This window comes from Micromonospora sp. NBRC 110009 (assembly GCF_030518795.1).
Classification (GTDB): Bacteria; Actinomycetota; Actinomycetes; order Mycobacteriales; family Micromonosporaceae; genus Micromonospora.
Genome location: NZ_CP130427.1, coordinates 2,267,906 through 2,291,912 on the forward strand (window position 1 = coordinate 2,267,906; position 24,007 = coordinate 2,291,912).

The 24,007-nt window shown below is 72.3% G+C and carries 23 protein-coding genes and 1 tRNA gene; 9 read left to right on the top strand and 15 right to left on the bottom strand.

Features of this window, described 5'->3' with window-relative positions; translation table 11 throughout:
- The first annotated feature begins 3 nt into the window (after nucleotides 1-3).
- Nucleotides 4-654 carry an aminodeoxychorismate/anthranilate synthase component II gene (locus Q2K19_RS10835; protein WP_302770116.1) on the top strand — a complete coding sequence of 217 codons (651 nt, stop codon included), beginning with the start codon at nucleotides 4-6 and terminating at the stop codon, nucleotides 652-654.
- A gap of 121 nt (nucleotides 655-775) precedes the next feature.
- On the opposite strand, the gene pknB is transcribed toward Q2K19_RS10835, so the two are convergent.
- From pknB to Q2K19_RS10870, 7 genes are read right to left on the bottom strand one after another with little or no spacing between them, the layout of a single operon-like run.
- A complete protein-coding gene (gene pknB, locus Q2K19_RS10840) occupies nucleotides 776-2,578 on the bottom strand; it encodes a Stk1 family PASTA domain-containing Ser/Thr kinase (RefSeq protein WP_302770118.1) in 1,803 nt (600 codons plus the stop codon).
- Nucleotides 2,575-3,909, bottom strand: coding sequence for a serine/threonine protein kinase (locus Q2K19_RS10845; protein WP_302770120.1), 1,335 nt, complete (start codon nucleotides 3,907-3,909; stop codon nucleotides 2,575-2,577). The genes pknB and Q2K19_RS10845 overlap by 4 nt, the downstream gene beginning before the upstream one ends.
- A gap of 1 nt (nucleotide 3,910) precedes the next feature.
- Complete coding sequence (locus tag Q2K19_RS10850; protein WP_302770122.1) at nucleotides 3,911-5,416, bottom strand: peptidoglycan D,D-transpeptidase FtsI family protein; 1,506 nt, start codon at nucleotides 5,414-5,416, stop codon at nucleotides 3,911-3,913.
- Nucleotides 5,413-6,900 (bottom strand): FtsW/RodA/SpoVE family cell cycle protein, encoded by a 1,488-nt coding sequence (locus Q2K19_RS10855; protein WP_446839673.1) that lies wholly within the window; start codon nucleotides 6,898-6,900, stop codon nucleotides 5,413-5,415. Before Q2K19_RS10855 ends, Q2K19_RS10850 begins: the two co-directional genes overlap by 4 nt.
- Nucleotides 6,901-6,928: 28 nt before the next feature.
- Nucleotides 6,929-8,356: a PP2C family protein-serine/threonine phosphatase gene (locus tag Q2K19_RS10860; RefSeq protein ID WP_302770125.1), complete on the bottom strand. Its 1,428-nt coding sequence runs from the start codon at nucleotides 8,354-8,356 to the stop codon at nucleotides 6,929-6,931.
- Nucleotides 8,353-8,838: an FHA domain-containing protein FhaB/FipA gene (locus Q2K19_RS10865; protein ID WP_302770126.1), complete on the bottom strand. Its 486-nt coding sequence runs from the start codon at nucleotides 8,836-8,838 to the stop codon at nucleotides 8,353-8,355. Before Q2K19_RS10865 ends, Q2K19_RS10860 begins: the two co-directional genes overlap by 4 nt.
- Nucleotides 8,839-8,844: 6 nt before the next feature.
- Nucleotides 8,845-9,633: an FhaA domain-containing protein gene (locus Q2K19_RS10870; protein ID WP_302770129.1), complete on the bottom strand. Its 789-nt coding sequence runs from the start codon at nucleotides 9,631-9,633 to the stop codon at nucleotides 8,845-8,847.
- 209 nt (nucleotides 9,634-9,842) lie between these two features.
- On the opposite strand from Q2K19_RS10870, the gene Q2K19_RS10875 reads away from it, so the two are divergent.
- From Q2K19_RS10875 to Q2K19_RS10885, 3 genes are all read left to right on the top strand, one after another.
- A tRNA-Leu gene (locus tag Q2K19_RS10875) sits at nucleotides 9,843-9,928 on the top strand.
- A 107-nt stretch (nucleotides 9,929-10,035) separates the two neighbouring features.
- Nucleotides 10,036-11,109, top strand: a complete 1,074-nt coding sequence (locus Q2K19_RS10880) for an NAD-dependent epimerase/dehydratase family protein (protein WP_302770132.1) — start codon at nucleotides 10,036-10,038, stop codon at nucleotides 11,107-11,109.
- Nucleotides 11,106-11,912: a WecB/TagA/CpsF family glycosyltransferase gene (locus Q2K19_RS10885; RefSeq protein ID WP_302770133.1), complete on the top strand. Its 807-nt coding sequence runs from the start codon at nucleotides 11,106-11,108 to the stop codon at nucleotides 11,910-11,912. The genes Q2K19_RS10880 and Q2K19_RS10885 overlap by 4 nt, the downstream gene beginning before the upstream one ends.
- Nucleotides 11,913-11,978: 66 nt before the next feature.
- Here the strand turns inward: Q2K19_RS10885 and Q2K19_RS10890 are convergent, their stop codons facing one another.
- Nucleotides 11,979-13,988 carry a S8 family serine peptidase gene (locus tag Q2K19_RS10890; protein ID WP_302770135.1) on the bottom strand — a complete coding sequence of 670 codons (2,010 nt, stop codon included), beginning with the start codon at nucleotides 13,986-13,988 and terminating at the stop codon, nucleotides 11,979-11,981.
- 221 nt (nucleotides 13,989-14,209) lie between these two features.
- On the opposite strand from Q2K19_RS10890, the gene Q2K19_RS10895 reads away from it, so the two are divergent.
- Complete coding sequence (locus tag Q2K19_RS10895; protein WP_302770137.1) at nucleotides 14,210-14,800, top strand: hypothetical protein; 591 nt, start codon at nucleotides 14,210-14,212, stop codon at nucleotides 14,798-14,800.
- A 37-nt stretch (nucleotides 14,801-14,837) separates the two neighbouring features.
- On the opposite strand, the gene Q2K19_RS10900 is transcribed toward Q2K19_RS10895, so the two are convergent.
- The 3 genes from Q2K19_RS10900 to Q2K19_RS10910 form a co-directional block, all read right to left on the bottom strand.
- Nucleotides 14,838-15,239 carry a hypothetical protein gene (locus tag Q2K19_RS10900; RefSeq protein ID WP_302770139.1) on the bottom strand — a complete coding sequence of 134 codons (402 nt, stop codon included), beginning with the start codon at nucleotides 15,237-15,239 and terminating at the stop codon, nucleotides 14,838-14,840.
- Between the two features lie 160 nt (nucleotides 15,240-15,399).
- The gene (locus tag Q2K19_RS10905) at nucleotides 15,400-15,621 is read right to left on the bottom strand and encodes a DUF397 domain-containing protein (protein ID WP_302770140.1); all 222 of its coding nucleotides are present in this window, start codon (nucleotides 15,619-15,621) and stop codon (nucleotides 15,400-15,402) included.
- The gene (locus Q2K19_RS10910) at nucleotides 15,591-16,472 is read right to left on the bottom strand and encodes a helix-turn-helix domain-containing protein (RefSeq protein ID WP_302770141.1); all 882 of its coding nucleotides are present in this window, start codon (nucleotides 16,470-16,472) and stop codon (nucleotides 15,591-15,593) included. Before Q2K19_RS10910 ends, Q2K19_RS10905 begins: the two co-directional genes overlap by 31 nt.
- 657 nt (nucleotides 16,473-17,129) lie before the next feature.
- Between Q2K19_RS10910 and Q2K19_RS10915 the strand changes: the two genes are divergently transcribed.
- Both Q2K19_RS10915 and Q2K19_RS10920 read left to right on the top strand, forming a co-directional pair.
- Nucleotides 17,130-17,414 carry a hypothetical protein gene (locus Q2K19_RS10915; protein ID WP_302770143.1) on the top strand — a complete coding sequence of 95 codons (285 nt, stop codon included), beginning with the start codon at nucleotides 17,130-17,132 and terminating at the stop codon, nucleotides 17,412-17,414.
- Between the two features lie 97 nt (nucleotides 17,415-17,511).
- Nucleotides 17,512-17,931 carry a hypothetical protein gene (locus tag Q2K19_RS10920; protein WP_302770145.1) on the top strand — a complete coding sequence of 140 codons (420 nt, stop codon included), beginning with the start codon at nucleotides 17,512-17,514 and terminating at the stop codon, nucleotides 17,929-17,931.
- Nucleotides 17,932-17,934: 3 nt separating this feature from the next.
- Here the strand turns inward: Q2K19_RS10920 and Q2K19_RS10925 are convergent, their stop codons facing one another.
- Together Q2K19_RS10925 and Q2K19_RS10930 are read right to left on the bottom strand one after the other, a co-directional pair.
- Nucleotides 17,935-18,660, bottom strand: a complete 726-nt coding sequence (locus tag Q2K19_RS10925) for a PASTA domain-containing protein (RefSeq protein ID WP_302770147.1) — start codon at nucleotides 18,658-18,660, stop codon at nucleotides 17,935-17,937.
- A 99-nt stretch (nucleotides 18,661-18,759) separates the two neighbouring features.
- A complete protein-coding gene (locus tag Q2K19_RS10930; protein WP_302770148.1) occupies nucleotides 18,760-19,449 on the bottom strand; it encodes a PASTA domain-containing protein in 690 nt (229 codons plus the stop codon).
- Between the two features lie 116 nt (nucleotides 19,450-19,565).
- Here Q2K19_RS10930 and Q2K19_RS10935 point away from each other — a divergent pair, with 116 nt between their 5' ends.
- Nucleotides 19,566-20,915 (top strand): hypothetical protein, encoded by a 1,350-nt coding sequence (locus Q2K19_RS10935; RefSeq protein WP_302770150.1) that lies wholly within the window; start codon nucleotides 19,566-19,568, stop codon nucleotides 20,913-20,915.
- 22 nt (nucleotides 20,916-20,937) lie between these two features.
- Here Q2K19_RS10935 and Q2K19_RS10940 read toward each other — a convergent pair whose 3' ends face one another.
- On the bottom strand, nucleotides 20,938-22,416 hold the full coding sequence (locus Q2K19_RS10940) for a glutamate--cysteine ligase (RefSeq protein WP_302770152.1): 1,479 nt from the start codon (nucleotides 22,414-22,416) through the stop codon (nucleotides 20,938-20,940).
- 248 nt (nucleotides 22,417-22,664) lie between these two features.
- Entirely contained in the window at nucleotides 22,665-23,246 is a 582-nt protein-coding gene (locus Q2K19_RS10945) for a YceI family protein (protein ID WP_302770154.1), read from the bottom strand.
- Nucleotides 23,247-23,348: 102 nt separating this feature from the next.
- Between Q2K19_RS10945 and Q2K19_RS10950 the strand changes: the two genes are divergently transcribed.
- On the top strand, nucleotides 23,349-23,858 hold the full coding sequence (locus tag Q2K19_RS10950; RefSeq protein ID WP_302770157.1) for a MarR family winged helix-turn-helix transcriptional regulator: 510 nt from the start codon (nucleotides 23,349-23,351) through the stop codon (nucleotides 23,856-23,858).
- Nucleotides 23,859-24,007: the final 149 nt, after the last annotated feature.

Genomic DNA, 24,007 nt, shown 5'->3' on the forward strand with positions numbered 1-24,007 from the left:
CCGATGCGCGTCCTGGTGATCGACAACTACGACTCGTTCGTCTTCAACCTGGTGCAGTACCTGGGCCAGCTCGGGGTGGACTGCGAGGTCCGGCGCAACGACGAGATCGACGTCGCCGAGGTGGGCCGGGTCGGGGCCGCGGGCGTGCTGCTGTCGCCCGGCCCGGGCAGCCCGGACCGCGCCGGCATCTGCCTGGACGTCATCCGGGAGTACGCCGGCAAGCTGCCGCTCTTCGGCGTCTGCCTCGGCCACCAGGCCATCGGCGAGGCGTTCGGCGCCACGGTCACCCGGGCCCCGGAGCTGCTGCACGGCAAGACCTCCGCGGTCACCCACCACGGCGTCGGCGTGCTGGCCGGCCTGCCCGACCCGTTCACCGCCACCCGGTACCACTCGCTGGCCGTGCTGCCGGAGACGCTCCCCGACGAGCTGGAGGTGACCGGCTGGACCGGGTCCGGCGTGGTCATGGCGATGCGGCACCGCACCCTGCCGATCGAGGGCGTCCAGTTCCACCCCGAGTCGGTGCTGACCGAGGGCGGTCACCTCATGCTGGCGAACTGGCTGGCCGTCTGCGGCTACCCGGCGGCGCTGGAGCGGGCGCCGGAACTGGCCGCCGAGGTGGACGCCCGCCGGCGGGCCGCCTTCGCCACCGCCTGACCGGCTGTCCTACCGCCGGCTCGGCGAGCTTGCGCCGTCCCGGCCGCTCGGACACCGCCACGTCGCCGAGTTGGAGTCACCACAACGCCGAGGCCCCGACCGGAGTCGGGGCCTCGATGCCTCACTGCTCCGAGTATCCGGCCGGCGGGGTCGGGAAGGGGAACCCGCCACCGGTGCCCGGAGTGCTGGGCGAGCCGCTGGGGCTCGGCGGCGTCGCCGAGTCGGTCGGCTCGGGCGGCGCGAAGTCGACGTAGATGGTGACCGTCTTGCCCTTGGCGAGCTGGGTCTTCGCCTTGGGATCCTGAGAACTCACCTTGCCGACCTGGTCCGGCGTCGTGACCTCGTCACCGTCCCGGATCTTTACCCGGTAACCGGCGGCCTCCAGCACCTGCTTGGCCTGGTCCTTGGGGAATCCGACGACGCTCGGGACCTCGCTGAGGTTGCCCCTGGAGACCTTGAGCGTGACGACGGTGCCGACCGCGACCGGGCTGCCCTGCTTGGGATCGCTGTCGACCACCGAGTCCTTGGGCTCGCCGCTGTCGATCGGGTCTCGCTCGACCCGCAGACCCAAGCCTTCCAGCTGATCCTTCACGTTGTCGTACCGGTTACCGACGATGTTCGGGATGGTGATCGTCTTCGGGCCGCCGCAGATGTTGAGCGTGACGCTGCGGCCCTTCTCCAGGGTGGTGTTGGCCGGCGGAGCCTGACCCGCCACGCTGCCCTTCTCGCAGGTGTTGTTCTGCACCGGATCGCCGAGCATTGGGGTAAGCCCGGCGGCGCGTACCTCCTGCTCGGCGACAGCCTGGCTCTTGCCCTCCAGCGTCGGCACCCGGACCTCGTTCGCGCCCTTCTGGTTGAGCCAGAGCGCGGCGGCAAGGGCGATCACCGCCAGCACACCGAGCGCGGCGAAGGTGGCGATCACCCACGACGAACTCTTCCGCTTGCGCGGGTCGCCCACCCGGGCCGGCAGCTGCTGGCGGGTCTGCGGGCCCATCACCTGGGTCTGGTAGCCGGCGGCAGCGGCGGGCGCCATCGGCGCGGTCTCCTCGGCCGGCATGACCGGGGTGGCCATCACCGGCCGGCCGGCCGCGGCGCGGAGCAGGTCCGCCCGCATCTCGCCGGCGCTCTGGTAGCGGTTCAGCGGGTTCTTGGACAGCGCCTTGAGGACGATGGCGTCGACCGCCGGGTTGACGTCCGGGTTGATGGTGCTCGGCGTCGGCGGGGCCTCCCGCACGTGCTGGTACGCGACGCTGACCGGGCTGTCCCCGACGAACGGCGGGTGCCCGCAGAGCAGCTCGAAGAGCACGCAGCCGGCCGCGTACACGTCGGAGCGGGCGTCGACCGCCTCGCCGCGCGCCTGCTCCGGGGAGAGGTACTGCGCGGTGCCGATGACGGCGCTGGTCTGGGTCATCGTGGTGGCGCCGCTGGCCAGGGCCCGGGCGATGCCGAAGTCCATCACCTTGACCTGGCCGGTCTGGGTGAGCATCACGTTGCCGGGCTTGATGTCCCGGTGGATGATGCCGTGCCGGTGGCTGAACTCCAGCGCCGCGCACATGTCGGCGCAGATCTCCAGCGCCCGGCGCGGCTGGAGCCGCCCCTCGGCGCCCAGCACCTCCTTGAGGGTCCGTCCGTTGACGAACTCCATCACGATGAACGGCAGTGTCTCGCCGGTCGGCGCGGTCTCCTCGCCGGTGTCGTACACGGCGACGATGGCGGGGTGGTTCAGCGAGGCGGCGTTCTGCGCCTCCCGGCGGAACCGCATCTGGAATGTCGCATCCCTGGCCAGATCCGTCCGAAGCATCTTGATCGCGACGTCCCGCCCGAGCCGGAGATCGCGACCGCGGTGCACCTCCGCCATTCCGCCGTAGCCGAGCAGCTCGCCGACCTGGTACCTGCCACCGAGCAGGCGGGCCTGCGCTGTCATCGCGTCTCTCGTCCTTCGCTCGTCGTCGTCTCGCCGCCAGCCGGCTGGAGCCGTACCTCCCGACGGTACGACGTCCGGACCAGATCGTCGCCTCCGTGGGCCCGCAGCGCGCCGGAGGTCACGCTCACCGGATTCCGCGCGCCGGGGTCACCGGCGGCCGCGTTCTTCCGGATGTAGTAGGAAACCACGCCGGAGCAGAGGACGACCAGTACCGCCACCACGATGGCGGTCACCCACCGGCCGGCACGGGACCGGCGCGGGGCCGGTGGCGGGGGCGCGTACCCCAGGGGGTTGTGCTGCCGGGGCGGCGGGACCGTCGCCGCGCCGCGCGGGGCCACCGGCGGGCGGGGCTGCGGGGCGGGCGCCACCACGGTCGGCCGCGGCGCGACCGGCGGATGGGCGGGAGCCGTGGGCGGGCGCGGCTGCGGTCGCGGCGCGGCCGGGACCTGCGCCCGGGCGGCCGGCGAGGCGGGTACGCCGGAGATCGGCCGCCCCCCGCCCCGCGCCTGCTGCGACAGGGCGAGCTTGGCCTGCCGGGCGACGCTGGACAGGGCGGCGGCACTCGGCCACCGGGCCGCCGGGTCCTTCGCCATGGCCCGCTCGACGATCGCCTTGACCTGGGGCGGGATGTCGGCGGGCAGCGGCCGGGGGGCTTCGCGTACGTGCTTCATGGCGATTTCGAGCGGATTGTCACCCTCGAAGGGTCGCCGGCCGGCGAGGCACTGGTAGGCGACCACGCCGAGCGCGTAGACGTCGGAGGCGGGCGTGGCGACCGCGCCGGTGGCCTGCTCGGGCGAGATGTACGAGGCGGTGCCGAGCACCGAGCCGGCCGCGGTGAGCTGGCCGACGAGGTCGGAGCGGGCGATGCCGAAGTCGGTGAGCACCAGCGTGCCGTTCGGCCGGACCAGCAGGTTGCCCGGCTTCACGTCGCGGTGCACGATTCCCTTCTGGTGGGCGGCGTGCAGCGCGTCGGCGGCCTGCGCCAGCAGGGCCATCGTGCGGGCCGGGGTGAGCCGCCCGACCCGGCTCAGCGTCGAGGCGAGCGCGTCACCCTCGACGTATTCCATGACGAGGAAGGCGACCTGCTGGTCGCTGCCGAAGTCGTAGACGTCGACCACACCGGGGTGGTTGATGGTGGCCATCGTGCGGGCCTCGCCGCGGAACCGCTCGGCGAAGCCCGGCTCGTCCAGCAGGGCGGGAAGCAGGCTCTTCACCGCGACCGTACGGCCCAGCACCTGGTCGGTGCCGCGCCAGACGTCGCCCATGCCGCCGCTGGCGATCCGCTCGTCGAGGCGGTAGCGGTTGCCGAGCTGCACTCCCGGGCTGAGCATGTCAGCGGCCCCCGGAGTCGGCGATGGCCGCCGCCATGATCCGGCCGGCGATCCGGGCCGCCTCGTGGCTGCCGCCGGAGCCGGCCTGCTCCAGCTCCACGCAGACGGCGGAGATGGGGGTGCCGTTCTTGTCCAGGGCGAAGCCGATGAACCAGCCGTGGTCGGGGGTGCCCGGGCCGGACTGGGCGGTACCGGTCTTGCCCCCGACGGTGTAGCCGTCGATGGCGGCCGACTTGCCGGTGCCGTTCTCCACCACGCTGACCATCATGTCCCGCAGGTCACCGGCGACCTGGCCGCTCACCGGCTGGCGCAGCTCGCGCGGCTTGGCGGTGTAGTAGCTGGTGGTGCGGTCCGGTGCGAGCAGCTGCTTGACCAGGTACGGCCGCATCTGGCTGCCGCCGTTGGCGACGGAGGCGGCGATCAGCGCACCCTGCAACGGGGTCATCCGGACGTCGCGTTGACCGATCGAGGACTGGGCCAGCGCCGCCGGGTCGGTGGCGCCGCCCGGGGCGGTCATCTCCCCGGTCCGGCTGGCCGCCACCGGCAGGCCGCCCTCGTTGAGCTGCCCGACGGTGAGGTCGTCCTGCTCGAAGCCGAACTGGCGGGCCGTGTCCTTGACCTTGTCCGCGCCGAGTTTCACGCCGAGCTGAGCAAAGCCGGTGTTGCAGGACTCGGTGAGCGCCTGGATCAGGGTCACCTCGTCCTGCGGGCAGATCGAGTCCGCCGCGTTCCGGATCGGCTGACCGGACGTCGGCGGGGTCCAGCTCTGCCCGGCCGGGATCTTGGTCTGCTTGGTGTAGCCGTTCTGCAGCGCCGCCGCGGACATGATGACCTTGAAGGTGGAGCCGGGCGGCAGCGTCTCCGAGAGCGCCCGGTTGGCCAGCGGGCGGTCCTTGTCCTGCTCGAGCTGGTTGAACGCCTTCGACGCCGCGCCGGTGTCGTGGCTGACCAGCGGGTTCGGGTCGAAGCTCGGCATGGAGACCAGCGCCTGCACCGCGCCGGTGCGCGGGTCGATCGCGATCGCCGCGCCCCTGGTCGCGCCGACCCGGTTGTCCTGGAGCTGCTTGAACGCCGTGTCCTGGGCCCGCTTGGAGAGGCTGAGCAGCACATTGCCGCCGCCGGACTGCTCGCCGGTGAACATGTCCTTCACCCGGTTGGCGATGAGCTGATCGCTGGTGCCGGCGAGGAACTGGTTCTCGGTCCGCTCGATGCCGGTCGAGCTCCCGGTGACCGGCTGGTAGCCGAGCACGTGCGCGTACTCCTCGCCGCCGGGATAGGTACGCAGGAAGCGCAGCTTGCCGCCGGTGTCCTTGCTGATCGCGTACGCGGTGCCGCCAACCTCGATGTTGCCGCGCTTGCGGTCGTACTCGGCGACCTGGACGCGGCCGTTGTAGTCGCTGTTGCGGTATTCGTCCGCCTTGTAGGCCTGGATCCAGTTCAGGTTCGCGAAGAGCAGCCCGAACAGGATCATCACGACCACTCCGACGCGGCGCAGCGGTGCGTTCACGGCCGGATCACCTCCGTGGGGGCACCGTGCAGCTGCTCCGGCGGGCCGCCCGACGGCCGGGCCGCCGGCCCGCCCCCGGTCACCGGGCGGCGGGCGCCGTCGGAGACCCGGAGCAGGACCGCGATGAGCAGCCAGTTCGCCATCAGCGAGGAGCCACCGGCGGAGAGGAACGGGGTGGTCTGGCCGGTCAGCGGGATGAGCTTGCTGATCCCGCCGACGATCACGAAGACCTGGAGGCCCAGGGTGAACGCCAGGCCCCCGGCGAGCAGCTTGCCGAACGAGTCCCGCACCGCCAGCGCCGCCCGCAGCCCCCGCTCGACGATCAGCAGGTAGACCACGAGCAGCGCGGAGAGGCCGAAGAGCCCGATCTCCTCGCCGATCCCGGCGAAGATGAAGTCGGTCTGCACCTCGGGCAGCAGGGTCGGCTGGCCACCGCCCGGGCCGGCGCCGAAGAGGCCGCCGCTGCCGAGCGTGAGCAGGCCCTGGACGAGCTGGTAGCCCTTGTTGTACGGGTCACCGAACGGGTCCAGCCAGATCTCCGCGCGCAGGTAGAAGTTCGCGAACGGCCCGCCGACGGTGCTGCCCAGCAGGTAGGCCAGGTAGGCGCCGCCGAAGAAGAGGACCAGACCGATCAGGAGCCAGCTGACCCGTTCGGTGGCGATGTAGAGCGTCACCACGAACATGCCGAAGTAGAGCAGCGAGGTGCCCAGGTCTTTCTCGAAGACCAGGACCAGGATGCTGATCATCCAGACCACCAGCACCGGGCCGAGGTCCCGCCCGCGCGGGAAGTCGATGCCGAGCAGCCGGCGGCTGGCCAGCGACAGCACCTCCCGCTTGCGGACGAGGTAGTAGGCGAAGAACGTGAGCAGGGCCAGCTTCGCGAACTCGCCCGGCTGGATCTGGAACCCGCCTGCCCGAATCCATAGCTTGGCACCGTTGACCTCGGAGAACCGGGCCGGCAGCACCGCCGGGATCATCACCAGCACGATGCCGGCCAGCCCCAGGGTGTACGCGTACCGGGAGAGCGACCGGTGGTCCCGCATGATCGCCAGCAGCCCCGCGGCGAGCACCACCCCGGCAAGCGTCCAGGCGAGCTGCCGCCCCCCGGTGCCGGCGAAGATGGCGAGGTGCTCGCGCTCCTCGGGGGCCGCCTGCGCCAGGTCGTAGCGGCGCAGGAAGCCCACGCCGATGCCGTTGAGCAGGGCGACCGCCGGCAGCAGCGCCGGGTCGGCGAAGGGGGCCAGCCAGCGGATCACCAGGTGCAGGCCGAGGAAGACCAGACCCAGCGCGGCGGCCGGGATCCAGAAGTCCGAGGTGACCGTGTCCAGCACGTTCGCCTGGACGGTCGCCGCGTACGCCGCCACCAGCACCATGGCGAGCAGCAGCAGCGACAGCTCCGCGTTACGCCGGGACCGGGCCAGGCGTACGCCAGGCTGCTCGCCCGTCGAGGCGGGCGAGGCTGCCGGTACGGCGGCTGCGGTCACGGATGCGTCCTCGGGCTCGAGCCGACGCTCACTCCGGCGACCGGCAGGCCGCCGGGTCGACCGGCGGCACGGTGTCGGAGGGGACGGCGTCGGGCGTGGTGGTCGGCGACGGCGTGGGCGTCGGTGTGGCCGCGGCCGACGCCGACGCGCCCGCGCTGGGGGTCGGGGCCAGCGCGGTGGCGGTGGCGACCGGGGTCGGACTGGCCGCCGCGGCCGTCTGGCTGGGCGGGCAGAGCGGCTTGAGGTTCGGGTTGGCCGGGTCCTCGCTGGTCAGCTCGGCCAGCCGGCGCTCGGCGTCCGGCTCGCTCTTGGCCTGGATGCCCTGCTTGACCTGCTCCTGTGCGGCCAGGGTGAGGTCGTCCAGCTTCGAGTCACTGGTGGCGTGCACGCTGGACAGGTCGAGGCCGGCGACCTGGCCGGGCACGCCCCGGAACACGGCGAGCTGGCCGTCCTCCGTGGCCCCGACGTAGTACTGGCGCTGGGTGTAGCTCCAGCCGGCGAAGAGGCCGCCGCCGAGGATCACCAGCAGCGCCAGCAGCATGGCCGCGGTACGCAGCGGGCGGTGCCCGCGCCGCTCCGATTCCTCGTCTCGGGCGTCCGCCGGCTCTTCGGGCGCGGCCGGCCGGGGGGCGGAGAGCGCGGAGGCGCGGGCCGCCGGGGTGGAGACGTCGGCCGAGGTGGCCATGCCCCGGTCCCGGGCGGCGGCGCCGCCGACGATCGGGGACGCCTCGACGATGTCCTGGTCGGTGGCGTCGGCGATGATCACGGTGATGTTGTCCGGGCCGCCGCCGCGCAGGGCGAGCTGCACCAGGCGTTCGACGCACTGCTGCGGGTCGGCGTACTCGCGCATGGTGTCCGCGATGGTGTCCGCGCTGACCACGCCGGAGAGGCCGTCGGAGCAGATCAGGTAGCGGTCGCCGGGGAGCACCTGGCGGACGCTGTACTCCGGGTCGATGTCGCGGCCGTCCAGCGCCCGGGTGAGCAGCGAGCGCTGGGGGTGGCTGCTCGCCTCCTCCGCGCTGATCCGGCCCTCGTCGACGAGCATCTGGACGTACGTGTCGTCCTTGGTGATCTGCGCGAACTCACCGTTGCGCAGAAGGTAGGCCCGCGAGTCACCGATGTGGACCATGCCGAGCTTGCTGCCCGAGAAGAGGGTCGCGGTGAGCGTGGTGCCCATCCCCTCCAGCTGCGGGTTGGCGTCCACGGTGTCGCGGAGCTGCTGGTTGGCGGTGCCGACGGCCGAACGCAGCGCGTCCACGAGGGCGTCCCCGGGGACGTCCTCGTCGAGGGGCGCCATGGCACCGATGACGATGTTGCTGGCGACGTCACCGGCGGCCATGCCGCCCATGCCGTCGGCAACGGCGAGCAGCCGCGGCCCGGCGTAGACGGAATCCTGGTTGCCGTCTCGGATCAGACCGCGGTCACTGTGGGCCGCATAGCGCAGGGTCAGAGTCATGGCCGTAATTCGAGAGAAGTGCGGCCGATCCGGATCGGCACGCCGAGGGGGACGGGGGTTGGTCCGGTGACCTTAGCGCGATCCAGGTAGGTGCCGTTAGTCGAACCGAGGTCCTCGACGAACCACTGCCCGTCGCGCGGCACGAGCCGGGCGTGTCGCGCCGAGGCGTAGTCGTCGGTGATCACCAACGTCGAGTCCTCGGCGCGACCGATGGTGATCTGAGCCTCGCCCAGGGTGATCCGGGTGCCGGCCAGTTGCCCCGCCGTGACCACCAACTGGTGCGCGGCCCGGCCCCGCTTCACCTTCGCCGGCTTCGCGGCCGGCCCGGCGGTGGCCCCGACCGCGCGCGGCGCGGCCACCAGCCGACCCGACCGGGCCCCCGCGAAGAGGTCCCGGCGGATCACACCGACCACCGTGAACACGAAGATCCACAGCAGGATGAGGAACCCGAACCGGGCGACGGTGATGACGAGTTCCGGCAACGCTCGTCAGCCGTCCACGCGGAAGGTCAGGGTGGTGGTGCCGAGCTGGATCATGTCGCCCGGGTTGAGGGCGACGGCGGAGACGCGCTGGCCGTTGACCATGGTGCCGTTGGTGGATCCGAGGTCGGTCAGCACGACCTGGCCGCCGTCGAAGTCCAGCCGGGCGTGCCGCCGGGAGATCCCGACGTCGGGCAGGCGCAGGTTGGCCTGGTCGCCGCGACCGATGACGGTCGAGCCCATCTGGAGCGGGTAGGTGCGGCCGTCGCCGGAGACCAGCCGGACGTTGCGGCCGGCGCCGTGCCCCGGCGGCGGGCCGTAGCCGCCACCCTGGTCGTACGCCGGGTAGGCCGGGCCGGCGTCGTAGCCGCCGGGCGCGGAGACCGGCGCCACGTCGCCGCCGGTGTAGACCTCGGCGGTGACCCGGAACATCCCCGTGTCCAGCCCCTCGCCGCGTTCGATCTCGACGATCACGTCGCCGTAGACCGTCCAGGCCTGCTCGCCGATGAACTCCGCCTGCGACTGGGCCAGCTCCTGGGCCAGCGCGGCAGCGTACGGCGCCAGCCGACTGTGGTCGTAGGGCGAGAGATCGATCACGTAGCGGTTGGGCACCAACGTGCGCCCGCCGGCCAGGATCGCCTTGTGCGCCTCGGCCTCCCGCTGCATGGCGTTGAGGATCTCCACGGGGTGGACCACCCCTTTGAAGACCTTGGCGAAGGCCCCCTCGACCAGGCCTTCCAGACGCTTCTCGAAGCGTTGCAGCACGCTCACCGGCTCCTCCTCGGGTTCCGAGGCCATGATGGTATCCGGACACCGCCTCCGCAGCTCACATGCCGCTCGGCCGGCTGCCGGCGGCCCGTTCGTGACCGGCCTCGCGGTCGTGCTACAGTTTCGTCCGCCACGAACGGTGATCGCTCGTGGCGATGACCGATGACAGCGTAATATGTCCGGGCACCCGCCGCAGATGGCGGGCGCGGGATGAGATACGGTGTTGCAGGTCAGGCCACGGGGAAGTGGCGGAATGGCAGACGCGCACGGTTCAGGTCCGTGTGCCCGAAAGGGCGTGGGGGTTCAACTCCCCCCTTCCCCACCATCACGAGGGCTCCGCAGGCGCGGAGCCCTCGCGTCGTTTCGGGGCGTGCCGGATGTCACGCTATGCTCCGATTCGTTTCCCTGCCCCCTATGGACCAGGAGTGGCGTGTGAGTGTCGCGTTGGTGACCGGCTCTGGCGGTCTGATCGGTTCCGAGGCGGCCCGGCACTTCGCCGGCCTCGGCCTCCACGTGGTGGGCATCGACAACGACATGCGTCGGTACTTCTTCGGCGAGGACGGCTCGACGTCCTGGAGCCTGGACCGGCTCGCCGCCGACCTGGGCGGCGGCTACACCCACTACTCGGTGGACATCCGGGACCGGGACGGCCTGGAGCGGGTCTTCAAGAAGTACGGCTCGGACATCGCCGTGGTGATCCACAGCGCCGCGCAGCCGAGCCACGACTGGGCCGCCAAGGAGCCGTACACGGACTTCGACGTCAACGCGGGCGGCACCCTCAACGTGCTGGAGAACACCCGCCGGCACGCCATCGAGGCGCCGGTCATCCACTGCTCCACCAACAAGGTGTACGGCGACCGCCCCAACAGCCTGCCGCTGGTCGAGCTGGAGACCCGCTACGAGCTGCCCGAGAACCACCCGTACTTCCAGGGCATCACCGAGGACATGTCGATCGACGAGTCGCTGCACTCGATCTTCGGCGCCTCGAAGGTCGCCGCCGACGTCATGGTCCAGGAGTACGGCCGGTACTTCGACATGCGGACCGCCTGCTTCCGGGGCGGCACGCTGACCGGCCCGGCGCACTCGGCGGCCGAACTGCACGGCTTCCTCGCCTACCTGATGCGCTGCGTCATGGAGGGCCGGACGTACAACCTCTTCGGCTACAAGGGCAAGATGGTCCGGGACGCGATCCACTCCCGGGACGTGCTCACCGCCTTCGAGGCGTTCTTCCGGGAGCCCCGCTCGGCCCAGGTCTACAACCTCGGTGGCGGTCGTCACTCCAACACCTCGCACATCGAGGCGTTCCGGATCGCCGAGGAGATCACCGGCCGCGAGGCGCAGATCAACTACGTCGAGCAGGCCCGCACCGGCGACCACCAGTGGTACGTCAGCAGCATGGCCCGGTTCGAGGAGCACTACCCGAGCTGGAAGATCACCTACGACGTGCCGATGATCCTCCGGGAGATCTACGAGGCCAACGTCGACAAGTGGGTGCCGAAGGCATGACCGCCGGCACCAAGCGGAACGTGCTCGGCGTGCTCGTCGACGCCACCGACTACGCCCGGGCGACCGAGGCGGTGGTGGCGGCCGGGCACGAGCGCCGCCCGCTGGCCCTGACCGCGCTGGCCGTGCACGGCGTGATGACCGGGGTGCTCGACCCGGCGCACAACGCCCGGCTCAACTCGTTCGACGTGGTCACCCCGGACGGACAGCCGGTCCGGTGGGCGCTGAACCTGCTGCACGGCGCCGGTCTGACCGACCGGGTCTACGGTCCCGAGCTCACCCTCCGGGTGCTCTCCCGCTTCGCCGCGGAGGGCCTCCCCGTCTACCTCTACGGCTCCACCGAGGAGACGCTGTCCCGGCTGATCCCGGCCCTCGAGCGGAAGTTCCCGGCGCTGAAGATCGCCGGAGTCGAGCCGTCCAAGTTCCGGTCGGTGCAGCCGGGCGAGGACGCCGAGATCGCCGACCGGATCAAGGCCAGCGGCGCCCGGCTCGTCCTGGTCGGGCTGGGCTGCCCCCGCCAGGAGGTCTTCGCGTACGCGATGCGGCCGCTGCTGGACATGCCGCTGATGGCGGTCGGCGCGGCCTTCGACTACCACGCCGGCCTGCTGCGCAACCCGCCGCCGTGGATGCAGCGGGCCGGGCTGGAGTGGTTCTGGCGGCTCGGCCTGGAGCCGAAGCGGCTCTGGCGCCGCTACGTCATCCTCAACCCGGCCTACCTGGCCCGGCTGGCCGCGCAGAAGATCGGCGTGTGGCGGGCCACCCCGCCGCCACCGGCCACCGAGCGCCCCGCCACCTTCGACGTCTGACGCCGGCACGACGTCCGGCGGCCACCCCGAGGGGGGACCGCCGGACGCCGGTGGGAAGAGGTTGGCTCAGGAGACGTTCACCGCGGTGTCGTCGATGACGAAGGACGTCTGCAGGGAGATGTCCTCGGTGCCGGTGAACCTCAGGGTGACGGTCTGTCCGGCGTAGGCGGCCAGGGAGAAGGACCGCTGGGTGTAGCCGCTCGCCTTGTTCAGGTTGGAGTAGGTGGCCAGCGTCGCCAGCACCGTGCCGGAGGAGTTGAGCACCTGCACGGTGAGCTTGTCGTACTGGACACTGGTGGTGGTCTCGGCGCTGTCGATGTGCAGCCAGAAGCTGAAGGTGTACGAGCTGCAGCCGGTCGGCAGGCTCACCGCCTGCGACAGCCGGTCGGTGTGGGTGGTGCCGTAGCCGTCCAGCCAGGCGTTCCAGGTGCCGGAGCGCGGCGGCTGACCACTGGAACCGTACTGGCCGATGACGCCCGAGGTGGACGTCCAGACGGTGTTACCGGACTCGAAGCCGGGGTTGCCGAGCTTCTGGCCGGCACCGGTGCAGCCACCCGAGCCCGTGACGGTCAACGAGTAGGTCGCCGTCTTCGTGCCCGACGCCGCCGTGCCGCTGACGGTCACCGGGTACGTGCCGGGCGGGGTGCCGGCCGCCGTGCTGACGGTGAGCGTGGAGGAGCCGCCCGAGGTCACCGTGGACGGGTTGAACGACGCGGTGGCGCCGCTCGGCAGTCCGCTCGCGGAGAGGCTGACGGACTGGGCCGAGCCGTTGGTGGTCGCGGTGGCGACGGTGGCGCTGACCGAGCCGCCCGGCGCGGTCGAGCCGGAGGTCGGGGAGACCGAGACGGAGAAGTCGTTGGTCGGCGGCGGGGTGCTGCCGTTGACCACGTAGAGCAGCCGGTTGGGGGTGCCCGTGCCCACGTTGGTCACCACGTTCGGGGTGGCGTCGTTGACCAGGCTGTCCCGCACCTGCTGCGGGCTCCAGGACGGGTTCGCCGAGAGCACGAGCGCCGCCGCGCCGGCCACGTGCGGCGAGGCCATCGAGGTGCCGCTGATCGTGTTCGTCGCGCTGTTGCTGGTATACCAGGCGGAGGTGATGTTGACCCCCGGCGCCAGGATGTCGACGCAGGTGCCGTAGTTCGAGAAGCTCGCCGCGGCGTCGTTGTTCTGCGTGGCACCGACGGTGATCGCCGACCCGACCCGGGCCGGGGAGTAGTTGCAGGCGTTCTGCCGGTTGCCGAAGATGTCGCCGTTGCCGGCCGCCACCGCGTACGTGATGCCGGAGTTGATGGAGTTCGTGACCGCCGTGTCGATCGAGCTGTCGGCGGAGCCACCGAGGCTCATGTTCGCCACCGCCGGCTTGACCGCGTTCTGAGTGACCCAGTCGATCCCGGACACCACCTGGGCGGTGGTGCCGCTGCCCTGGCAGTTGAGCACCCGGACGCCGACCAGCTGGACCCCCTTGGCCACCCCGTACGAGGAGCCGCCCACGGTGCCCGCGACGTGCGTGCCGTGGCCGTTGCAGTCGTCGGCGGAGCCCCCGTCGACCGCGTCGAAGCCGGAGACCGCCCGGCCGCCGAAGTCGTTGTGTCCAAACAGGATCCCGGTGTCGATGATGTAGGCGCGTACGTTGCTGGCCGTGTTCGGGTAGGTGTAGGAGCTGTTCAGCGGCAGGTTCCGCTGGTCGATCCGGTCCAGGCCCCAGGACGGCGGGTTGGTCTGGGTGCCGGCGATCGAGACCGTGCGGTTCTGTTCCACGTACGCGACGGCGGGGTCCGCGGCGATCCGCGCGGCGGCCGGCGCGCCGACCCGGATCTCGAAGCCGCGCAGGGCGACCCGCCAGGTGCGGGCCACCGTGCCGCCGTGCCGGGCGGTCAGCCGCTGGGCCGTCTCCGTGACCCGGTCCGGGGCCACCGCACTGTCCTTCAACACGACGAGGTAACTGTCGGCCACCGCGTCGGCGCCACCGGCGTTCCGGATCACCCCGCTCGGCTCGGCGGCCAGGGCGGGACCGGCCGCCGCGACCATCGCCAGGGTGGCCACTCCGACGAGTACGGACCTGTGTGGGAGACCCATCTCCCTACCTCCCTCCGACCGGCCCAGGACCGTCCGCCGGGCGAGGCACAGGCGAATCGACGCTGACCGATCAACAAGAGGCTAGGTCCCCGGTGTGAACGCTGTGAAGATGCCGGATCCGCCATAACGCCGATGGGATGGCCCCTACGGGAGGGCGTACGGGACGAACCGGGGTGCCGTCCCGGATCCGCCGCACGGCGGTCCGGACGAGGCTGGGAACCATGGACGACCAGCTCGCCGTTCTGCTCCCCGTCGCCGCGGTCTGGCTGGCCGCCGGCGTCGTGGCGGACGGGCTGCCCCGGCTGGACCGCGCCCGGGCGCTGCGCCGCCGTACCGGATGGTTGTCCGGCCTGACCGTGACCGGCCTGCTGCTGACCGCGGCCGTCCTGGTCGTCGGGCTGCAGAGCGCTGGGACGACAGCCATCGACCGGGCCGCCGCCGGCCTCGGCCTCGCCGCGGCGCCGGCACTGGTCGTCGCGGTCTGCACGCTACGGCGGGTACGGCGGCTGCGCGCGGGCGCGGGTGCCTTCGCCGCCGCCCCGGACACCCCGGCCCCGCACGGGCTGCGGGCGGCCTCGGCTCACCCGCTGATCGCGCTCCCGCTCCAGGTGACCGCGCTCGCCGCGGTCCCGGCCGTGGTCTCGGCCGCGGGCGTCGACCTGCTCGCCACGCCCGCCGTGGCGGGCCCCGCCCTCACCATCGGCGCGCTCGGCGTCATCGTGCTCGGGGTACGCCACGCGCTGCGGCACAACCGGCTCGCCGAGCGGGCCATGCCGCCGGCCGGCATTTATTCGGTCCGGAGCGCCGCCTAGCGGCGCGGAGGCCGAATCATGGCCGCCAGCCGCCGGGTCACCGCGAGCGGCCGGTCCCCTGCACGTATAGCAGTTCGAGGATGGCCCGGGTCGCCTCGAACCAGCGGTCCAGCCAGCCGGGCGGCGGCACGCTGCCCTTCGGCGGTAGTTCCATCAGCAGGCCGCGCAGCAACGGGTGGTCCACCAGGGACTCCGGCTGCTCCACCGGCCAGCCGCTCGGCGGGAACGACGGCTCGGTGAGCGGGTTCGGGTCCAGCGACGGCAGGGTGAGCGGCGGTGCGGACTGCTCCGGCTCGGCCGTGTCCCGGCCACCGATCTCGGTGTCGGTGGAGACCACCTCGGTGAGCACCGTGTCCCGGCGCGCCCCGCGGTACTTGCCGCCGAACCGCTCCGGCTTTCCCGGACCGTTGGTGAGATTCTCTGAACCGATCGTCGTCATCCGTCTCGCCTGCCTCGTTCGGTTGCCGATCCGTGCGGTTCAACGAGGCGGGACGGAACTGGCGACGGGTACGCGAAACCGGCCCGGCCGGTGGGCACGAAATGGTCCCGCCCGGCCACGCTGCCGGGCGGGACCATGCTCTGGGGTCCGGATCGCCGGATCAGTCTCGGACGAACACGCCGTCCCTGGCGCCGGCGACGAAGGCGTGCCAGTCACCCGGGGCGAAGACCAGGGCCGGGCCCGTCTTGTCCTTCGAGTCCCGGACGCCGACCGCGCCGGTCACGTACGCGACCTCCACGCAGTTGTCACAGTTCGGCCCACTCTTCGAGCTCTTGAACCACGTCGCCCGCGTCAGGTCCACGGGGAACTCCTTGGTCGCCATTTCCACAACGGCTCCTCTGCCAGTTTTGCAATGTGTGCGATGGACTCCTCGGGCCGGATGGCGGCCGCTCGAATGTGATCGAAGATGAAGCTGTACTTCTGAAGTTCGTCGCTCTTCTCCAGGAAGAGCCCACCCGTGGCGTTCTCGGCGTACACGACATCGGGATCACTCGGTTCGGGGAAGCTGAGGATCGTGAAGGTGCCGTCCATGCCGGCGTGCGCTCCCACCTCGAAGGGCAGGACCTGCAACGTCACGTTCGGCAGTTGGGCCACCTCCACCAGCCGCTTGAGCTGGCCACGCATCACCGCGTCGCCGCCAACCGGCCGGCTCAGCACCGCCTCGTCGAGCACCACCCACAGATCGACCGGATCGTCCTGCGTCAACAACGACTGGCGGCCCAGACGGACACGCACCCGTTGTTGAACCTGTTCGGCGCTGAAGTCGGGCCGGGCGGCCCGGATCATCGCGCCCGCGTATTCCTCGGTCTCCAGCAGCCCCGGCACCACCTGCTGCTCGTAGGCCCGGATCGAGCTGGCCGCCGCCTCCAGCCCCACGTACGCCCCGACCAGCACGGTGCTGTACGGATGCCACCAGCCCTTCTGCCGGGCCTCCCGGGCGATCTGCACCAGCTCGTCGCTCTCCGCGCCGACCACCCCGTAGATGCGGAGCATGTCGCGCACGTCGCGCGGGGTGGCGGTGGTGTGGCCGGTCTCGATGCGGGAGATCTTGGACGCCGAGCACTCCAACTGCTCGGCGACCACCTCGATGGTGACCCCGGCGGCCTCCCGCTGGCGGCGGAGTTCCGCGCCCAGCCGGCGACGCCGGATGGTGGGGCTGCGGCGCTCGGTCACGACGCCGCCCAACGGGTTGCTGGGCGGTGGCTCCTCGCGCCGCCGAGCTTGATGGTTCGCTCGCTCCGCTCGCTCACCGGGCTACCTCCGGTCGATCGCGCCCGGTTCGACACCCGCCGAGGGCGCGACCGTCGGACGGCGGGCGATCGTTCGCGGCAGAGGGATGGTGTCGGTCGTCGACCGGCCGCGACGGGCGAAACCAGCGTCCAGTGTGCCGCCCCGAGACCTGAGCCTTCAAGCGTCCCATTCACGTGTCGTGCGCGCGAATCAGCAAAAGACGACGTGCAACTTGCATGAAGCACGTCACTGATGCACTCTGTCGTCATGGCACGGGTTACTCACCGTCTTCGCATGATCTCCGGGCGTGGTGATCCCATGGGCCGTGGGACGGCGGGAGGGGAGCCGTCCCGCGCCGTGAGACCTGCCCCGGGCTGAAGACCCCGCCGCTGTACGTCAGTTTGGCTGCGGCGGCGGGAGCGGTAACCGGGAGCAGCCGGGTGATGGCCGGAGGGTGGCCCGCCACCGCGGGCGCCCTCCGACCAGCACCGACATACCTGATCAGCCGGTCCACGAGGCACGACCCCGGCACTGGACCGCCCTTCCCCCGATCAGCTTTCCGCCGGCCCGCCAGCCGGCCGATCCCTCCCAGGAGCCGATGTGCTTCCCCGCTCCGGTGACGTACTGCACGTGACTCGCACGGCGAGTGTCCAATTCCTCCGACCGATCATGTTCCGGGTGATCCGGGTGCTCGACCGGACGACCTACGACGGTTGGCTCTGGCTCGACGGCTACGAGTTGAACGCGGCGGGGGACGCGGTCAACCGGCGGTCGATCTTCGTACAGCCGGCCGGGCTGCAACCGCTCCGGGCCGCACCGGCGCCGCGCCAGCACACGATCCGGACCCGACCCCCGATGGTCCGGACCCCGGTCCAGGTCGGCTGACCCGGCATTTGCCCGGCCGGGGGCGTACCGACGCCATAGACTCGGTACGCCACCCCGGCAACGTCTCCACCCGCGCGTCCCGGACCCTGAACCTGGGATGGTCATGGTCAATCTGCCCGCCGCGCGGCGGCACCACCGGTCCCCAGTCCGCTACGCCTTCGGGCTCCTCGCGGTCATCGGAGCCGCGACCGTACTCGCCATCGTGGTCCGCCACCCCGCATTCTCCTCCACCGAGCAGTTGACCGAACCCGTACCCGCTCCGGAGATCACCGTGGTCGGGGAGGGCACCGCACCGGCCACCGATCCGGAGGAGGAGCCCGGTTGGGCCGACGCGGGCGGCTTCGGCGCCGGCGCGGAACCCGCCCCGGACGGTGCCGGGGAGAGCGCGCTGGCCGACCCTGCGGGGGTACGGGACACCGAGGACATCAGCCGGTCGCTGTTCTACTCGGGGCTGCTCGGTCTCGCCATCTCGCTGGCCGGGCTGGGACTGGTCGGCACGAGACGCCGGCAGTGGTGACGGTCAGCCCGTTGCCGTGGCCGTCGGTCCCGGCGTCGGGGTGCCGGCTCCCGTGGTGGGCGCGGCCGGCTCGGCCACCACGATGGTGACCCGGTCTCCCTCGGGGATCTGCTCGCCGGCCGCCGGGTCGGTCTCGATCACCGTGCCGGCCGGCTGGTCCGAGGCGCGCGTCCGCACCTGGTAGTTCACGTCGAGCCGGTCGAGGACCGCCCGGGCCGCGGCCTCGGGCAACCCGACCAGTGGCGGCATCGCCAGCCCGGCGCTGGTCGGACTGGGCGGCGTGGTCGGCGGCGAGGTGCTCGGTGCGGTGGTGGTGGGCGCGGCGCTCGTCGCCGGGGCGCTCGTCGGCGCGGCCGAGGGCAGCGGGCCGGGCCCGGAGTTCCGCGCCGCCGCGCGGAGCGCCAGCCAGACCCCCAACCCGATCAGCGCGACCAGCACCAGCGCGAGGATGCCCAGCAGGATCGGCATCCACCAGCGGCGGCCGGCCTGCTCCTCGGCGTACCACTCGGCGCCCGGCTCGGGGTAACCGGCCGGACGGGGCGGGGGCACCCCGGCCCGTCCGGACCAGGCCGGAGGGATCGGCGAGGTCGCCTCCGCCGGCCGCTGCCGCGCGGTGGCACCCGCGTCCGGGCGCGGCATCCGTCGGGTGGCGTCAGCGTCGCCACCCGACGGCATGGCCCGGGTCGCATCGGCGTCCTCGGCGGGTGGCTCCTGGCGGTCGTCGCTCATGGCACGTCCTTTCCCCGCCGGGCCGGGCGCGCTGGCCCTCGCCGTCCACGGTATCGGTCCGGACAACCATCGGCCGGGATCAGCGCGGCGAGCCGACCGTCACGGGGTCGGCAGCGGGGTGGCCTCCGGGGTGGCGGCCGGCGCGTCGCCGCAGGTGAGGGCGACCGGGTCGTTCCACCGCGCCGCGGAGCCCCCGCTCGGGTCCTGCGCGGTGACCGGTCCCCGGCGACCGCTCCGGTAGCGCGGGAACAGGCCCGCCTCGACCAGGTCGTTCGCGGCGTCGCCGCAGTCCTGGGCGACCAGGTCCGGCACGGCCACGACCGGTGCCGGGCCGCTGACCCAGAGGGTCACGGTGACCCCCCGCCGCACCGGCGTACCCGGCGCGGGCGAGCTGCGCTCGACGGACCGGCCGGACCCGGTGCCGAAGACCAGCCGCCAGCCGAGCTTGCGGTCGCGCAACTGCCGGCGGGCCTCCCGGAAGTCGACGCCCACCACCTCGGGGACGGTCAGTCCCGCCGCGGTGCTGGTCCGGGTCCCGGTTGGACGCTCCGACGCCGGAGTGGACACCGCTCCGGTCGGCGTATCGCCGGTCGTTGCCGGCAACGTACTGGCCGCCGTCACCGGGGACCCGGGAGCGTCCGGCTCTCCGGCGAGCAGCCAGCCGCCGCTCGCCCCGATCACGGCCAGCAGGACCACCGCCAGGCCACCGCCGAGGAGCAGCCTCGTCCGATCCGGCCCCGGGTCGTCGTGCAACCCGGGCCGCCCGTCCGGGAACCCGTCGTCCGTCATCGCGTCCACCGCCCCAGTCCCCGGCGACCGTACCCGCCGCCACCAAGCCGTCACGGCGCGGAGGAGCCTGCCGTCAAGACTCGCCGCGCCGACCCTGGGACGCTACGCTCCCCGGCATGGCCAGACGGGGCTGGGGAGCATCGATCGCCACCGCGCTCGGCGTAGCCGCCGGCGCCGGGGCGGCTCAGCTGGGCTTCGGCTACGGCCTGGGCATCATCAACTGGACGCCGCCCGGCGGCGCGCCGGGTGAGGCGGCCTGGGCGGCGAGCCTCGCCTGGGCCACCTGGATCTCGGCCACCTCGGTGGTGGCCGGTGCGGTCTGCGCCCACCGGTTGCGCGGCGACGACGACGAGCCGGGCCCGACGCTCCGGCACCTCACGCTGGCCGTCGCGGCCGGGGTCGGCGCGGTGATCACGGTGCTGCTGGTCGCCGTACCGGCCCGCGCCGCACGGGTGCCGGACACCTTCTCCCCGCAGACCGTCGCCGCCGGGTACGCCGCCGTCGGGCTGCTCATCGGGCTGCTGTTGGCGATCTGGGCGCTGCACTCCCGGGCCGCCGCCGGCAATCTCGTCGCCACCAGCGGCTGGCTCTGGCTGCTCGCCGTGGTGTCGGTCGTGGACGGAGTGCTCTCCGGCCGCGGCCTGGGCACCGCACAGCTCGGCATCTGGCAGATCAGCGCGGACAGCGAGCGCTACTGGATCCGGGACTACTTCTACTGGCCGGGCGCCCTGCTCGCGATGGGCTCCGCGGTGGTGATCGGCGCGCTGGCCGCCCGGGGTGCCGCCCGGACGCCGGAGCGGCGGGTCGGCGCGGCCGCCTCCGGGGCGGCCGGGCCGATCCTCGTCGCGCTGGGCTACCTGCTGGCCGTGCCGAGGCTCGCAGCGATCTCGCCCGAACAGATGTCGGCCCACCTGGTCGCCCCGTACGCGGTGATCGCCGGGATCGGCGGCTCGGTCCTGGTCGCCGCGCTGGCCCAGCGGGCCGAACGCCGAGCCGCCGAGCGCGTCGACGTGCCGCTGCCCCGGCAGGGCACCGCCGAGCCGGACGACCCTTCCGGCCGCCCGGCGGGCCAGCCGGCCGCCGGGGCACCGGAGGCCGGCGACACCGGGCCGGTGGCGGCGAAGCCGGCGGCCGGCTGGCGGCTCTTCGGGCGACGGTCCGGCGGGACCGGGTCGGCGGAGGCGGCCACCGCGCCCGTACCACTGAATGACGCGGACGCGGAGCCGCCCGCCCAGGGCGAGAAGCTGACGGCGGCGGAGCCGAGCAGCGGCGTGGCGCCGCGGGCGCGCGCCACCGGCGGCCGCAGTCGGGCCGTCCCCCCGCAGCGGAAGCCCTCGGACCAGCCGGCCTTCAGCGACGAAACCGGCGACGCCTCCGACGCCGCGCCGACGGGGGCCGGAACCGGTCCGGGGAGCGACGCGACGGGGCCGGGCACCGGGCCGAAGGCGCGCCGCCGCGGTCGCTGACACCGCCCTCCGGTCGTTCGGCTCAGTCCACCGGCCAGGTGTGCACCGGCTCGTTGCTGCGCTGGAGTTCGGCGTAGCGCTGGAGCATGTGATGCAGCGCCGCGTCCCGGTCCAGGCCCCGGTGCCGCTCGGCCGCCCAGACCGCCTCGGTCTGCCACACCGCCCCGTTCCGGCCGGTACGGCACCGCTGCTCGATCACCCCGAGCAGGCGGTCCCGCTCGGCCGGGGCGACGCCGAACCGGTCCAGGCCCCGCGCGGCCGTGGGCAGCAGCACATCGAGCACGAGCGTGGTCACCGGCACGTCGCCCAGCCGGGGCCAGTGCAGCACCGCGTTCATGCCCCGGCGGGCGGCGGCGTGGAAGTTCTCCTCGGCGGAGCTGAAGGTGAGTTGGCTCCAGATCGGCCGGTCCGCCTCGGCCAGGCCACGGGCCAGTCCGAAGTAGAAGGCGGCATTCGCCAGCATGTCCACCACGGTCGGCCCGGCCGGCAGCACCCGGTTCTCCACGCGCAGGTGGGGACGGCCGCCCATGATGTCGTAGACGGGCCGGTTCCACCGGTAGACGGTGCCGTTGTGCAGGCGCAGCTCGGCCAGCTCGGGCACCCCGCCGGCGTGCAGCACCTCCACCGGGTCCTCGTCCTCGACGATCGGCAGCAGCGGCGGGAAGTAGCGGACGTTCTCCTCGAAGAGGTCGAAGATCGAGGTGATCCAGCGCTCCCCGAACCACACCCGGGGGCGTACGCCCTGGGCCTTGAGCTCGTCCGGGCGGGTGTCGGTGGCCTGCTCGAACAGGGCGATCCGGGTCTCCGCCCAGAGCTGGCGGCCGTAGAGGAAAGGCGAGTTGGCCCCGACCGCCACCTGCACCCCGGCGATGGCCTGGGACGCGTTCCAGTAGTCGGCGAAGCTGTCCGGCGCGACCTGGAGATGGAACTGGAGGCTGGTGCAGGCGGACTCCGGGGCGATCGAGTCGTTGTGCGTCTGGAGGCGCTCGACACCCCGGATGTCCAGCTCGATGTCCTCGCCCCGGGCGCCGACGATCTGGTCGTTGAGCACCCGGTAGCGCTCGTTGGTGGAGAGGTTGTCGACGACCAGGTGGCGCTCGGTGAGGGTGGGCAGGATGCCGACCATCACGATCTTGGCGTCGGACTTGGCGGCGCGCTCGTCGGCGCGGCTGAGGCTGCTGCGCAGGTCCTGCTCGTAGTCGGCGAAGCCGGTGCCCTCGATCAGCCGGGGCGAGGCGTTCAGCTCCAGGTTGAACTGCCCCAGCTCGGTCTGGAAGAGCGGGTCGGCGATGTCGGCGAGGATCTGCTCGTTGCGCATGGCCGGCTCGGCCGCCGAGTCGACCAGGTTGAGCTCGATCTCCAGCCCGGTCATCGGACGATCGGCGTCGAAGCCGAAGTCGTCCAGCATCAGCGCGAAGACGTCCAGGCACCGCCGGACCTTCTGCCGGTAGCGGACCCGGTCCTCCCGGGAGAAGGCGCCCTGCTCGACGTCTCTACCCATCTGTCCTCCCGGCGCGAAGCGCAACGGAACCGTTTCGTTCCGGAACGCATTGTGAAGCCCTTACGTTAAGTGCGCCCGGCCCACCGAAACCAGAGGGCCGGGCGTAGGTCTGCTCTCCTACCCAGCCGCCACCCGCAACACCACGGGTGACCGACGAACCGGACGTGACAATTCGCACCTGCCCGGAGACGCCGAACGGGCCCGCGCCGTCGGTTGACGGCACGGGCCCGTGGGGCCGTACGGGGAGATCAGGCCTGGCGGATGGCCTCGCCCTCGATCTCGATCTTGATCTTCTTGCCGACCAGGACGCCGCCGGTCTCCAGCGCGACGTTCCAGGTGAGGCCGAACTCCTCGCGGTCGATCTCGGTGCTGGCGGAGAAGCCGAAGATGTCCTGGCCGAACGGGCTGCGGCCGACGCCCTCGAACTCGACCTCCAGGTCGACCGGGCGGGTGACATCCTTGATGGTCAGCTCGCCGGAGAGGATGAACTGACTACCCTTCCGGGACTTCACGCCGGTGCTGCGGAACTCCAGGGTCGGGAACTTCTCCACGTCCAGGAAGTCCCCGCTGCGCAGGTGCGCGTCGCGATCGGCCATCGCGGTGTGGATGCTGGCCGCCTGGATGGTGGCGGTGACGGAGGACTGCATCGGGTCCTCCGCGACGGTGACGGTGGCGGTCGCCTCGCCGAACTCACCGCGAACCTTGCTGACCATCATGTGCCGGGCGACGAACCCGACGCGCTTGTGAGCGGCGTCCAGCAGGTAGGTGCCGGCGGCCGGGATGGTGAGGCCGTCCCAGTCGCGGGTAACCGCTTCGGTGCTGCTGGTCATGGTGCTGTCCTCCAGGGGAGATTGATTGAGTAGCCCAACGACTGACTGAGCAACTATAGGCACAGCAATATTCCCTGTGTCAAGTACTGCTAGGATGGCGATGTGAACCAGAACGTGTTCGACGACCCGCGGATCACCGCCATCGGCCTCCTCTTCGAGGCGAGTGCCGGGCTGTCGGCCCGGTTCGCCGCCCAGCTCGAGGAGCACGCACTCTCCCCGGTCGAGTTCGAGGTGCTGATGCGGCTCGCCCGGTCACCCGGCAACCAGCTGCGGATGACCGATCTCGCGGCACAGACCTCCCTCTCCACCAGCGGGGTGACCCGGGTGGTCGACCGGATGGAGCGCGACGGCCTGCTCCGCCGCCGGGCCTGCCCCAACGACCGGCGCAGCTCGTACGCGGTGGTGACCGCCGCCGGCCTGACCCGTCTCGACGAGACCCTGCCGGGCCACCTGCAGATCATCGAGCAGTGGTTCACCGGCCAACTCGACCCGGCCGCCCTGGCGGCCCTCCTCGACGGGCTGCGCCGGGTCCGCGACGCGGTCCACCCGGGCGCAACCGCCGGGAGCACGGACGCCGACCCGCACGCCCAGCCGGCCGCCACCGACTGCTGACCCGACGGGCCGGAGTCCGCCGGCCGGCCTACCGACCGGTCACCGGCAGAATGACCGGCAGAACCGGCCCAGTACCGGTGCATAAGCCCGCAAAAACGGCCAAACCGCGCCGGCGCCCTGGATAGGCTTCGCGGCGAGCGGGGGGCGCA